The organism is Streptomyces sp. NPDC014870, from assembly GCF_043081505.1.
In the GTDB taxonomy this organism is placed as follows: domain Bacteria; phylum Actinomycetota; class Actinomycetes; order Streptomycetales; family Streptomycetaceae; genus Streptomyces.
The window spans coordinates 1016049-1028669 of record NZ_JBIBWQ010000001.1 but is presented as its reverse complement, the minus strand read 5'-3'; the positions used below and the strand labels follow the sequence as shown (position 1 = coordinate 1028669).

General features: G+C 72.4%; 11 protein-coding genes. 10 read left to right on the top strand and 1 reads right to left on the bottom strand.

Annotation, left to right across the window (positions count from 1 at the left end):
* Positions 1–629 precede the first annotated feature (629 nt).
* Positions 630–1202, bottom strand: coding sequence for a GNAT family N-acetyltransferase (locus ACF09C_RS04375; RefSeq protein ID WP_392088508.1), 573 nt, complete (start codon positions 1200–1202; stop codon positions 630–632).
* A gap of 124 nt (positions 1203–1326) precedes the next feature.
* On the opposite strand from ACF09C_RS04375, the gene ACF09C_RS04370 reads away from it, so the two are divergent.
* The 10 genes from ACF09C_RS04370 to ACF09C_RS04325 are packed head-to-tail and all read left to right on the top strand — an operon-like array spanning position 1327 to position 12588.
* Entirely contained in the window at positions 1327–2598 is a 1272-nt protein-coding gene (locus ACF09C_RS04370) for an ATP-grasp domain-containing protein (protein WP_392088506.1), read from the top strand.
* A gap of 5 nt (positions 2599–2603) precedes the next feature.
* Positions 2604–3437: a Rossmann-like domain-containing protein gene (locus tag ACF09C_RS04365; protein ID WP_392088504.1), complete on the top strand. Its 834-nt coding sequence runs from the start codon at positions 2604–2606 to the stop codon at positions 3435–3437.
* Positions 3434–4558 carry a PLP-dependent cysteine synthase family protein gene (locus tag ACF09C_RS04360; RefSeq protein WP_392088502.1) on the top strand — a complete coding sequence of 375 codons (1125 nt, stop codon included), beginning with the start codon at positions 3434–3436 and terminating at the stop codon, positions 4556–4558. Before ACF09C_RS04365 ends, ACF09C_RS04360 begins: the two co-directional genes overlap by 4 nt.
* Positions 4555–5604 (top strand): dipeptide epimerase, encoded by a 1050-nt coding sequence (locus ACF09C_RS04355; RefSeq protein WP_392088500.1) that lies wholly within the window; start codon positions 4555–4557, stop codon positions 5602–5604. The genes ACF09C_RS04360 and ACF09C_RS04355 overlap by 4 nt, the downstream gene beginning before the upstream one ends.
* Complete coding sequence (locus tag ACF09C_RS04350) at positions 5601–6878, top strand: MFS transporter (RefSeq protein ID WP_392088498.1); 1278 nt, start codon at positions 5601–5603, stop codon at positions 6876–6878. The genes ACF09C_RS04355 and ACF09C_RS04350 overlap by 4 nt, the downstream gene beginning before the upstream one ends.
* Positions 6875–7711, top strand: a complete 837-nt coding sequence (locus tag ACF09C_RS04345) for a class I SAM-dependent methyltransferase (protein WP_392088496.1) — start codon at positions 6875–6877, stop codon at positions 7709–7711. Before ACF09C_RS04350 ends, ACF09C_RS04345 begins: the two co-directional genes overlap by 4 nt.
* A complete protein-coding gene (locus ACF09C_RS04340) occupies positions 7708–9288 on the top strand; it encodes an ABC transporter substrate-binding protein (protein ID WP_392088494.1) in 1581 nt (526 codons plus the stop codon). Before ACF09C_RS04345 ends, ACF09C_RS04340 begins: the two co-directional genes overlap by 4 nt.
* Positions 9276–10232, top strand: coding sequence for an ABC transporter permease (locus tag ACF09C_RS04335; RefSeq protein ID WP_392088700.1), 957 nt, complete (start codon positions 9276–9278; stop codon positions 10230–10232). Before ACF09C_RS04340 ends, ACF09C_RS04335 begins: the two co-directional genes overlap by 13 nt.
* Complete coding sequence (locus tag ACF09C_RS04330; protein ID WP_392088492.1) at positions 10229–11044, top strand: ABC transporter permease subunit; 816 nt, start codon at positions 10229–10231, stop codon at positions 11042–11044. The genes ACF09C_RS04335 and ACF09C_RS04330 overlap by 4 nt, the downstream gene beginning before the upstream one ends.
* Positions 11041–12588 (top strand): ABC transporter ATP-binding protein, encoded by a 1548-nt coding sequence (locus ACF09C_RS04325; RefSeq protein ID WP_392088489.1) that lies wholly within the window; start codon positions 11041–11043, stop codon positions 12586–12588. The genes ACF09C_RS04330 and ACF09C_RS04325 overlap by 4 nt, the downstream gene beginning before the upstream one ends.
* Positions 12589–12621 lie beyond the last annotated feature (33 nt).

Genomic DNA, 12621 nt, shown 5'->3' with positions numbered 1-12621 from the left:
CGACGGTCTGCTTCGGGAGCGGGGAGACCGGCTTGCCGGCCGAGACTCCCCGGAAGAGATGGTGGCCTGGGAACGTGTTGGAAGAGGTCGTAGCGACCCGGTACGTCACGCCGCTGCGTGAGGGGGGATCGCTTCCCGGGATCGTCGAGGCCGACGACCTCGGTACGTACGTCATGAAGTTGTCTACCTGGTGGCGCTGACCTGCATCGATGCAGCTGTATCCACCCCTGACCTGCGCGGATAAGTCTTTCAGCGTCTTTCGGGATCGTGCTGTGTTACGCGGTCGATTCTCCCCACGCGCTCCCCAGGACCGTCGATACTCCCCAGATCCTCCCCAGGAAGTGACGTCGCGGCGGGCCTGGTGGCACGGGACGTCATGCCACCGGAGGACTGTCGAGGGCACGTTGAGTGATTGCCTGCGGGGGCAGGGCAGCAGCCTGGCGCCGAGCGATGAGCGCCAGGCGTGCGTCTGACGCTGCCTGAGTAGGCCGGCCGGGCTGCTCTCTTTTCCTCTGAGCGCCGTCAAAGGCGGACCCGGAGGCTGTGGCCCCGAAGCCGGCCGGAACTCCTCGGTCTGGCGCGGGGCGATCGTGGAGCGCTGCCGCGGGCGCCGCTGGAGTGGCGCTTGGTCAGCCGACGACAGCCGGTGCCGACAGAGGGATCTCGAAGTGCACCGTGCCGAAGCCACCGTGTTCGCCCGTCGTGCGGGCGTCGAAGACCTCCGTGGCGAGGCTGCGCCAGAAGGCTTCGGCGCCTGGGACGTCCACGTTGGTGTGCAGGTAGATGCTCTCGTACCCCGGCGCCTCGGCGATGAACGCGCACGCTGCCTTGACCATGGCTCCGGCCAGGCCGTGCCGCCGGTGTTCCGGGCGTACGTACACCCGAAGGAGCTGCGCCGTGCGGCCTGATGGGTAACGCTCGGCGAGTCGGCGGGGGTGCGGCGGGTGGGCCGGGCCGCGGGAGTTCACCGCGGTGGTGCCGACCACCTTGCCGTCGAGCACGGCGACCACGAGGGTGTGGCGCGGGTGCCCGAGGTAGGTGCCCTCGATGTCCACCACGTCGTCGTGCCACTGCGGCACGTACCCGTATCCGAACTCGGCGTAGAACGTGTCGAGCATGACGCTCCGTGCCCCCGCGACGTCCTCCGGCCGCGCGTGGCGGACCAAGTACGGACCAACCTCTGCCTGTTCCCTGCGATCCATGCGGCGCACGCTACCCGAAAAACTCCCTGTTGGAAATGAAAACGATTTCGGATAACGTCTCTCGCGGCTCGCCGGGACAGCGGGCCGTGACGGCGGTCGCCAGACCGGTCTGAGAGGGAGTGGCGTGGGACATCTGCTTGTTGTCGAGAGCTGGGTCGGGTCGATGAGCAGGCTGCTGCCGCGGGCGATCCGTGAGAGCGGACACGAGTTCACCTTCGTCACCCGGGACCTGCACCACTACCTGCGCGCGGCTCCCGCCGACGGGACGCACCCGCTGCTCGCGGCGCGCAACATCATCACCGCCGACACCAACGACGTGGACGCCCTGCTGCCCCACCTGGAGCGGCTGCACGCGGTGCTCGGCTTCGACGGTGTGCTCTCCTCCTGCGACTACTATCTGCCCGCGGTGGCCCGCATCGCGGAGCGGCTCGGCCTTCCCGGCCCGGCAGCCGGAGCCGTCGAGGGGGCGTGCCGCAAGGACCTGAGCCGGGAGATCCTGGCCGAGGCCGGTGTTCCAGGCCCCCGGTTCGCCGTCTGCGCGGACCCGGTCGAGGCCGCGGCCGCCGCCCGCGAGATCGGCTATCCGCTGGTCGTCAAGCCTGTGGATCTGTGCGCCGGAATGCTGGTGCGGGAGGTCCGGGACGATCGGGAACTGGGCGATGCGTGCCGGGCGCTGACGGAGTTCCCGGTCAACGCGCGGGGCCAGGACCGCACGCCCGTGTTCCTGCTGGAGGAGTTGCTGACCGGCCCCGAGGTCAGCGTGGAGACCGTCTCGTTCGGCGGGACGGCACACGTGGTCGGCGTCACGGACAAGAGCATCGGCGGTGCGCCTGCCTTCATCGAGACCGGGCACATGTTCCCGGCCGCCCTCGCTCCCGCCGAAGCCGCGGCCGCCTCGGACACCGCCGTGGCCGCGATCAAGGCGCTCGGCCTGGACGACGTGGTGTGCCACACCGAGATCAAGCTGACCGCGGACGGGCCCCGGGTGGTCGAGGTGAACCCCCGGCCCGCCGGGAACCGGATCACCGAACTGGTCCGCCACGTCACCGGGATCGAACTCGCGGCGGCCGCCGTCGACGTCGCTCTCGGCCGCACCCCGGAGCTCGCCTCGCGCCGGACCGGGGTGCAGAGCGCCGCCATCGCCTTCCTGCTGCCCGACACCGCCGGCACCCTCACCGCGATCGAGGGTGCCGACCAGGTGCGCGAACGCCCCGAGGTGCGCGAACTCACCCTCGCCGAGCCGGGCCGCAGCGTCCGCCCCGCCACCAGCAACAACGAGTATCTCGGCCACATCATGACGGCCGACACCGCCGGTAGCGGTGCCCGCGTCACGGCGGAAAGCCTGCTCGCCCAGCTGCGCCCCTGTTACGAGCCGTCGCAGGAGGTCACCGCATGAGTGTCATGAGCGCATCGACGCGGCATGAGCCCGCCGTCCGCACCGTCGACGGACTGATCGAGGCCGTACGGAACGGTGCCTACGGGTCCGACACCGCCGGGCAGCGCGTAGCCCTGGCCTTCACCACCTCCCAGGCCGTCAGACACCTGGGGCGAGGCAGCGGTTACCGCAACGAGGTGCTCAGCCTCCGCGTGCACGCGGCCGTCGGCTCCTGTGCCGTGGAGCCGGGGGCACTGGCCCCGTCCACCCTCGACGACTGCGTCGGCGCGACCATCGCCGAACTCCTCGGCCACCCGCTGCTGCCCGTGCGGATCGCCGCGCTCGACGCCTACCTGATGCACACCCGCCCGCACACTCCCGAGCACGGCGCCGAAGCCGTCGCCCTGCCCTCCGGCAGTTCCCTGGAGCGGTCCCGGGCCCGGGCTCGGGCGGTCGCGGACCTGCTGCCCGGGGCCGGGGTCGAGCGGGTCCTGGTGGTCGGCGTCGTCAACTCCCTGCTGGAGCGGCTGCGTGAGCGGGGCACCGGGTACGTACCGTGCGACCTCAAGGGCGGTACCACCGAGTGGGGCGAGCCGATCCGCACCGATGCGCTCGCCGAGCTGGAGCGGTGTGACGCCGTCCTCGCCTCCGGCATGACCCTCGGCAACGGCAGCTTCCAGCCGTTGCTCGACCACGCCGCGGCCACCGGCAAGCCGCTGGTCATGTTCGCGCAGACCGGCAGCGCCGTCCTGCCGCGCTTCCTGGACGACGGTGTCACCGCCGTGTCGGCGGAGCCGTATCCCTTCTTCTGGCTGGACGGCGGCCCCGGCGTCATCCACCGCTACGGAGGCTCCCGGTGACCACCGCACCCGTGCTGCACCGGTTGCCGGCCGCGGCCGCTGCCAATCCCGACCTGCTGTCCCTGATCGGCCGTACTCCGCTCGCCCGAGTCCGCACCGAGCTGCCCTTCCCGCACCCCGGTTTCTGGGCCAAGCTCGAATGCCTCGGGGCGGGGGGCATGAAGTCGAGGGCCGCGTTGTCGATGCTGTGCGGAGCCCGGCGGCGCGGGGAACTCCGCCCCGGTGCGACCGTGGTCGAGTCCACCTCCGGCACCCTCGGCATCGGCCTGGCCTTCGCCGGGCAGGCCCTCGGTCACCCCGTCGTCCTGGTCGGAGACATCGAACTGGAACCGAGCATGCGGCAGTTGCTGCGCTCGTACGGTGCCCAGCTGGAGCTCGTCGACAGACCGGCGCCCGAGGGCGGGTGGCAGGCGGCCCGGATCACCCGGCTGCGTGACGTGCTCTCCGCGATACCTGACGCCTACTGGCCCGATCAGTACAACAACCCCGACAACGCCGCCGGTTACGCCTCCATGGCGGCGGAACTCCGCGAACAGCTCGACCACCTGGACGTCCTCGTGTGCAGTGTCGGCACCGGCGGCCACAGCGCCGGACTCGTCGGCCCGCTGCGCCGCCGCTGGCCGCGGCTGAAGGTCATCGGCGTGGACTCCGTCGGCTCGGCCATCTTCGGCCAGCCCGCCCGTCCCCGGCTCATGCGCGGGCTCGGCAGCAGCATCCATCCGCGCAACGTCGCCCACCACGTCTTCGACGAGGTGCACTGGGTGGGGCCCGCCGAGGCCGTCGACGCCTGCCGCCGCCTTGCCCGCACGAGCTTTGTCAGCGGCGGCTGGAGCACCGGGGCCGTCGCCCTGGTGTCCGCCTGGGCGGCGCGGGTGGAAGCCGGCGCGGTCGTCGCGACCGTCTTCCCGGACGGTCCGCACCGCTACCTCGGCACGGTCTACGACGACGACTTCTGCCACGCCCACGGCCTCGACCGGGCCCCGCTCGCCACCCGCCCGCTGGAGCTCGCCCACCCGCAGGCGGCCGAAGCCGTCGGATGGGCCCGCTGCCGCCACGTGACCGACCCGTCGACACCCACCCGGATACCGACCGGGGCCCGCACTCCTGGAGGCTCCGCGTGAAGCTCACCTGGCACACCACGGAACTCGAACTGGCCGAGCCTCTGCGCATCTCGCGCTCGGTGATGGCCCGCCGCGACGCCGTCTGGGTCTGCCTCGAACAGGGCGGCCTCAGCGGCTGGGGCGAGGCCGTCAGCAGCGACTACCTCGGCCTTCCTGCCGAAAGGATCACCCGGCACCTCGCCGCCGTCCGCCCGCACCTCGAACGCCTCCCCGACCCCGAGACCGCGTGGGAGGAACCCGCCGCGGCCGGACTGCCCGACCTCCCGGCCGGGGTGCGCGCAGCTGTCGAGTCCGCCGTGCTCGACCTCGTCGGGAAGCAGGCCGGTCAGCCCGCCCACCGACTGCTGGGCACGCGCACCGCCCCCGCGGTGGCGACCGCCCGTACGATCGGCATCGTCGCCCCCGTCCCGGCTGCCGCCCAAGCTGCCCGCCTCGCCGTCCACGGGTTCACCGTCCTCAAGATCAAGGCCGGATCACCTGATTCGGCCGAGGACCTGGCCCGTGTCGAAGCGGTCCGTACGGGAGCCCCCGAGGCAAGCCTGCTGCTCGACCCCAACGGCGCCTGGACCGAACGCGAGTCCCACGACCTGCTGCCCCGGTTCGCCGCCCTCGGCGTCACCGCTGTGGAGCAGCCGATCGCGCCCGGCGACCCCGACGCACTCGCCCGAGTGGCGAAGGAGTCCCCCATCCCGGTCATCGCGGACGAGGACGCCGTCTCCTACGAGGACGCGGCCGCCCTCGCCGGCCTGGTCCACGGCGTGAACGTCAAACTCGCCAAGTGCGGCGGAGTACGGACCGCCCTGCGCATTCACGACGCCCTGCGCGGCAGCGGCACCGAGCTGATGCTCGGCTGCCTGACCGCCAGCTCGCTCGGCATCGCCCCCGCCGTGCACCTTGCCGACCGCGCCCGCTGGGTGGACCTCGACGGCCACCTGCTGCTCGCTGACGACCCCTGGACGGGCATCGGCGGCACGGACGGCACCGTACGGCCTTCCGGGCGGGCCGGCCTCGGCGTCAGCCGCACCGAGCGGGAGAACGCACCGTGAACACCTTCGCCACGTACCGCAGCTTCCCGCTCGCCATACGCCTGCTCCTCATCAACCAGCTCGGCGTCAACACCGGCTTCTACCTGCTCATCCCGTACCTCGCCATCCACCTCTCCGACGACCTCGGCCTCTCCGCGGCGGTCGTCGGCGTGGTCCTGGGCCTGCGCAACCTCAGCCAGCAGGGCCTCTTCCTGATCGGCGGCTCGGCCGCCGACCGGCTCGGCGCCCGAGGCGTCATCATCGCGGGCTGCGCCCTGCGCACCGTCGGATTCGCCCTGTTCGCGCTCGGCGACGCCCTGCCCCTACTGCTGGCCGCGTCCATACTCAGCGGGCTCGCGGGGGCCCTGTTCAACCCCGCCGTACGGACGTACGTCGCCCAGGAGGCCGGTGAACGCAAGGCGGAGGCGTTCGCCCTGTTCAACGTGTTCGCCACCACCGGGGCGCTGCTCGGACCACTCCTCGGCAGCCTGCTGCTGCTCGTCGACTTCCGGGCCGCCGCCGTGACAGCCGCCGCCGTGTTCGCGGTCCTCACCCTCGCCCAACTCCTTGTCCTGCCTGCCCGCCCGGTCCCCACCCCCGACACCAAAGTGCTCGGCGACTGGCGGGAAGCGGCCCGCAATCGCCGCTTCCTGGCTTTCTCCCTGGCGATGGTCGGCATGTACGGGCTGGAGAACCAGCTGTACCTGCTTCTGCCGCACGCCGCGGCCCACGCCTCCGGCTGGGACGGCTCGACCGGACTGATCTTCCTCGCAGGGACGGTCACCAGCCTGCTGTTCCAACTCCGCATCACCCGCGCATTGAAGGCCCGGGGCAGCCGGGGCCGCTGGATCGCCACCGGCCTCACCACCGCGGGCCTCGGCTTCCTGCCCCCGCTGCTCGTCGCGGGCGCCGGCGAGCCGCACCCGCTGCGGCTACTGCCCGTGCTCGCCGGGGCGCTGCTGCTGCACCTCGGCGTGATGATCGCCTCGCCGTTCGTGATGGAGCTGATCCCCGCCTTCGGGCGGGAGAACCTGACCGGTACCTACTACGGCATCTACTACATGGTCTCCGGCGTCGCGGCGGCAGCAGGCAGCGCGGCCATCGGCTGGGCCATGGACACCGCCGGCCACACCGGCCTGAGCTGGCTGCCGTACGCCTGCTGCACCGCCCTCGGCCTGGGCTCCGCGGCCGCCGTGGCCGGGCTGCGGCGGCGCGGTGCGCTGCCGGCCGGCGACCCCGCACCGGAACCCGCGGCCGCCGGCCCCGGCGCACGACCCCGAAGCGAGCTCAAGTGACCAGCGGAAACCTCCTCACCGACCACCCCGAGCTCTACGAGCAGCGCTTCCCCGACCCCGACCGCCTGGCCGCCCGTTGGGCCGAGGAGACCCTGACCCGGCACGGTGCCGGCCCGCGCGTCCTCGACGTCGGCTGTGGAACCGGCCGCGACGCTGCCTGGCTACACTGCGCCGCCGGCCGCGAGGTCACCGGCATCGACACCTCGCCGGCCATGCTCGCCCACGCACGCGACCACCACCCGGGACCGCTCTACCGCCACGCCGACATGCGGGACTTCGACCTGGACACCGCTTTCGACGCGGTCGTGTGCATGGACAGCGCCCTGCTGTACTGCCACACCAACGACGACCTGACCGCCTTCCTGGCCCGTTGCCGCGCCCACCTCGCCCCCGGCGGACTGCTCGTCGCCGAGATGCGCAACGGAGCCTTCTTCCTCGGTAACACCGAGCTGCTCGACAGCCCGCGCACCGCCTCTTTCGACTGGCAGGGCACCACCTACACGTCCCGCACCACCCTGTGGATCGACCACGGCGCGCAACTCCTGCGCCGCCGCCGCACCTGGACCGCCGACGACGGCTCGGAACCGGACGAGCAGCACTCCGCCTGGCGGCTGCTCTTTCCCCAGGAACTGCGGCACTTCCTCACCACCGCCGGGTTCGAGGTCCTCGCCCTGCACGACGGCCCCGGTCCCCGCACCGAGCCGGTGTGGAGCGAAGGCGACTCCCCGCACGGGACCACGAGTTCCGACCGCCTCCACCTCGTCGCCCGGCTCGGTTCCGAGAACAGCCCCCAGAACAACCCCCAGCACAGCAACGGAGACAGCACATCGTGAACAACCCCCGCTCCGGCCTCGCCCGCAGAGGCTTCCTGCTCGCCACCGCCACGGCGACCGCCGCCGCCCTCGCCCTCACCGCCGGCTGCGCCGGCGACACCGGAAAGAGCGCCGACACGAAGAACGCCGCCGAGGCTGGCACCCCCAAGCGCGGCGGCACCCTGCGCGCCGCCTTCGCGGGCGGCGGGGCGAACGAGACCCTCGACCCCCACGCCGCCAACCTGTTCGTGGACGCGGCCCGCGCCAAGGCCCTCTACGACAAGCTGGCCGACTTCGGCGGAGACCTCGCCCCCGTGCCGCGGCTCGCCGAGCGCTGGGAGCCCAACGACGCCCTCGACACATGGAAGGTCACCCTGCGCAAGGCGGCCTTCCACGACGGCCGTCCCGTCACCGCCGAGGACGTCCTCTACAGCTACCGCCGGATCGCCGACCCCAAGGGCACCTTCCGCGCCAAGGCATCGTTGGAGCCCATCGACCTCACCGCCAGCCGCGCCCTGGACGCCTCAACCGTCGAGTTCAGACTGAAGCGCCCGTACGCCGAATTCCCCAACGTCATGGCCGCGTTCGGCGCGTACATCATCCCGAAGGGCACCACCTCCTTCGACAAGCCGGTCGGCTCGGGCCCGTTCGCCTTCGGCTCCTTCACGCCCGGCAAGTCCCTGGTCGTCAAGCGCAACGACGCCTACTGGGAGGGCGCACCGCACCTCGACCAGGTCGAGTTCGTCGTCGCAACCGAGGAGTCGGCCCGGGCCGGCGCCCTGCTGGGGGGCCAGGTCCAGTACGCCCACGAGCTGAACCCCGCCACCGCCCGCGCCCACGAGGGCAAGGGGAAGATCCAGGTCGTCCGGCTCCCCGGCAGTGCCATGCAGGGCTTCGTGATGAAGACCGACCGGCCCCCGTTCGACGACAAGCGGGTACGGCAGGCGTTCTTCCTCATCGCCGACCGCAAGGAACTCGTCGACGGCGCCCTCTCCGGCGCAGGTGAGGTCGGCAACGACCTCTTCGGCAAGGGCTACAAGTACTACGCCTCCGAGCTGCCGCAGCGCACCCAGGACCTCGACCGGGCCCGCGCCCTCCTCAAGGAGGCCGGCGCCGAGAACCTCAAGGTCACCCTCGACACCGCCCCCGCGGCCACCGGCTTCGTCGAGGCCGCCGGCATCTTCAAGGAGCAGGCAGCCAAGGCAGGCGTCACGGTCGAGGTCAAGGTCGGCAACAAGGACACGTACTGGAAGGACATCCTGGACAACGGCACCTTCGCCTCCTACCGGTCCGGTGCCATGCCCATCGAGTCCCACATCTCGCAGCGGCTGCTCACCGGTTCCACCACCAACGCCACCAAGTGGCAGCAGAAGGACTTCGACGACCTCTACCAGCAGGCCCAGTCCACCCGCGACGAGAAGCAGCGGGCCGCGCTCTACGAGCGGATGCAGCGCCGCCTCCACGACGAAGGCGGCTTCCTGATCTGGGGCTTCGCCGACTGGATCGTCGCCACCGCGCCGTCCGTGCACGGCGTGTCGACGAAGGCCCCTGCCAACACCCTGGACTGGGCACGCTTCGACAAGATCTGGCTCAAGTGACGAGCCACCTGCCCTGGGTGGGCCGCCGTCTGCTCCTCGGTGTGGGGCAGACGGCGGCCCTCGTCCTGTTTCTCTTCGCCCTCACCGAGGCACTGCCCGGCGACGCCGCCGTCACCCTCGCCGGGGACCAGCCCGACCCGGAGCGCATCGCCCGGATCCGCGAGACCATGGGCCTGGACCAGCCGGCCACCGAACGCCTGCTGCACTGGGTCGGCGGCCTCCTCCACGGCGACCTCGGAACCTCCCTCGTTTCGGGCCGGCCGGTCACCGACTACCTGGCCGCCGGCATCGGCCCCACCCTGGTCCTCGCCGCCGGCACCCTCGCCCTCCTCGTCCCGCTCTCCGTCGGCCTCGGCGTTCTCGCCGCCCGCCGCGAGGGCGGCGCCGTCGACCGCGCCATCAGCTCGGTCACCCTTGCCGTGCACGCCGTACCGGAATTCGCCCTCGGCGTTCTGCTGGCCACGGTGTTCGGGCTGTGGCTCGGCTGGCTCCCGCCCACCGCCGTCGCCACCGACCTCACCGCCGACCCCGCCGTGCTCGTCCTGCCCGTGATCGTGCTGCTGGCCCGTCCCGTCTGCACGATCAGCCGGCTGGTGCGCGCCGGAATGATCGACGCCATGGCCTCGCCGTACGTCGCGCAGGCCCGCCGGTACGGCCTGTCCGCCGCCCGCATCCGCTGGGCGCACGCCCTGCCCAACGCCCTTGCCCCGGCCGCCCAGCAGCTGGCCCGCACCTGCGACTGGCTGCTCAGCGGGGTGATCGTGGTCGAGGCGCTGTTCGTGATCCCCGGGCTTGGCACCGTGCTCGTCGAGGCCGTTGCCGCACGCGATGTTCCCGTCATCCAGGGCATGGCCGTGGTCTTCGGAGTGGTGACCGTGCTGGTCAACATCGGGGCCGACCTGGCGGCCCGCCGACTGGCCCCCCGCTCGGAGGTGGCGGCATGACGCGTCGACTTTCGCCCTCCCGGTACGCGTTCGCCCTCGGTCTGATCGCCGTGCCGCTGCTCCTGGCCCTGCTGGGCCCGCTGTTCGCCGGGCCTCCCGGTCCCCGCTCCGTCTCCTTCGGTACCGGCGAAGGGCACTGGCTCGGCACCGACTTCAGCGGCCGGGACGTCTGGCACCAGGTGCTCCTGGGCGGTCGATCGGTGGTGTTGGTCGCCCTCGCCGCCACCGCCCTGGCGTACGCGGTGGCGGTTCCGTGGGGCCTCGCCGCCGCCCTGACCCGCCACAACGTATGGGAGGAGGCGTTGATGCGGCCTCTGGACGTGCTGATCGCCGTCCCGTCGCTGCTGCTGGTGCTGCTCGTCGCCGCCACGCTCACCCCGGGCCCGGTCGGGCTGACCGTCCTGGTCGGGCTCGCCGCAGTACCCGACGCGGCCCGCGTGGTGCACGCGGCAGCCGTGGAGGTATCCGCCCGGCCCGCCGTCGAAGCGCTGCGCATGCAAGGCGAGTCGTGGTGGCGCACGGCCGTCGGCTACGTCGGGCGCGCCATGCGACGCACCCTCGCCGCCGACGCCGGGATCCGGCTGACCGGAGCCCTGTACCTGGTCGCCACGGCCGCGTTCCTCGGCGTCGGCGTCCAGCCCGACGCAGCCGACTGGGCGGTGATGGTCGACCGCAACCGCACCGGGCTGTTCCTCCAGCCCTGGGCCGTGGTGGTGCCGGCCCTGCTCATCGCCGCGCTGTCGATGGGCACCAACCTGCTGTTCGACGCGGCCCTGCAACGACGGCCGGGCATTCGGAAGGGAACGACGTGACGAATCCGATTCCCCAGGCGGTGACCGTGGCGGAGATCGACGACCTGCGTGTCGAGATCGGCGGACGCGCCATCGTCGACGGCGTCAGCCTCGCCGCCGTCGCAGGGAAGGTGACCGCGCTCGTCGGTCCCTCCGGCAGCGGCAAAACCACCACCGGCCTCGCACTCCTCGGTGAATACCCCGAGGGCGCCCGGGTCACCGGCAGCGTCCGCACCGCTGGACACGCCGTGGGCTATGTGCCACAGCACCCCGCCGCCGCGCTCAACCCGGCCCGCCGGGTCGGCGCACTGCTCCGCGACATCGCCCGCAGGCAGGACGGCAGCCGGGCGGAGACCCGGGAGCGGGTCCGCCAGGCCCTGCGGCTGGCGCAGCTCCCCGACCCGGACGAGGTACTGCGCCGCTTCCCCCACCAGCTTTCCGGCGGACAGCAGCAGCGCGTGGTCCTGGCCCAGGCGTTCCTGCTGGGCGCCCGCGTCCTCATCGCCGACGAGCCCACCACGGGCCAGGACGCCCTCACCCGCCAGGGCATCGTGGCGGAGCTGTCCGCCGTGGCACGGCAGGGCATCGCCGTGGTCCTGCTCAGCCACGACCTCGATACCGTACGGCAGTTGGCCGACGAGGTCGTACTGCTACGCAGGGGCCGGGTGGTGGACCGGGGGACACCCGCCGCGGTGCTCGCCACCGTGCCGCACCAGGCGCCTCGCGCGGCGCGGGACGCCCTGCCGCCGGGCACCGTACGCCTGGAGACCCGCCGGCTGAGTGCGGGCCATCGCACCGCGCGCGGGCAGGTTCGCGTCCTCGGTGCCGCGGGCGCCGTCGAAGTCTCGGTCAGGGCCGGGGAGTGCCTGGCGGTGGTCGGCCGCTCCGGCAGCGGCAAGACCACCCTGGGCCGATGCCTCGCCGGGCTGCACCCGGCGTACCGCGGTGAGGTGCTGCTCGACGGACAACCGATGGCTCGCAGCCTGCGCTCCCGGCGGCGTGAGGAACTGGCCGCCGTGCAATACGTGTTCCAGGACGCGAGAGCGGCCTTCGACGAATACCGCCCGGTTCTCGACCAGGTCGCCCGGACCGCGGTACGCCTGCGGGGCGCCGCGCCGGCTGAGGCACGGGAGAGGGCCGCACAGGTCCTGGGGGAACTGGGGCTTTCGGCGGAGCTGGTCGTACGGCGGCCCGGCGGCCTGTCCGGCGGCGAGCTTCAGCGCGCCGCGCTGGCCCGTGCCCTGCTGGCGGAGCCGACGGTCCTGATCGGCGACGAGATCACCTCGGGCTTGGATGCCGTCACGCGGAACGCCATCCTCGGCATCCTGGCCGGGATGCGCGAACGGTACGGGCTCTCCGTGCTGTTCATCACGCATGACGTGGCGGCCGCGGGGGCCCTGGCCGACCGTATCGCCGTACTCGATGCCGGGCAGGTCGTGGAGGAGGGGCCCACGCGGCAGTTGTTGGAGGACCCGCGGCACCCGGTGACGAGGGCTCTGCTGAGGGCCGCGCTGCCGGACAGGGCGGAGGAGCCCGTGTCGGGGCCCGCGGGCGGGCTGCGCTGAGGCCTCGGAACGAAGGATGACCCGGTCGAACGG

Bases quoted from the DNA above. Each gene is read 5' to 3' on its own strand.
- ACF09C_RS04375 (WP_392088508.1), bottom strand. From the start codon at position 1,202: ATGGATCGCAGGGAACAGGCAGAGGTTGGTCCGTACTTGGTCCGCCAC.
- ACF09C_RS04365 (WP_392088504.1), top strand. From the start codon at position 2,604: ATGAGCGCATCGACGCGGCATGAGCCCGCCGTCCGCACCGTCGACGGA.
- ACF09C_RS04330 (WP_392088492.1), top strand. From the start codon at position 10,229: ATGACGCGTCGACTTTCGCCCTCCCGGTACGCGTTCGCCCTCGGTCTG.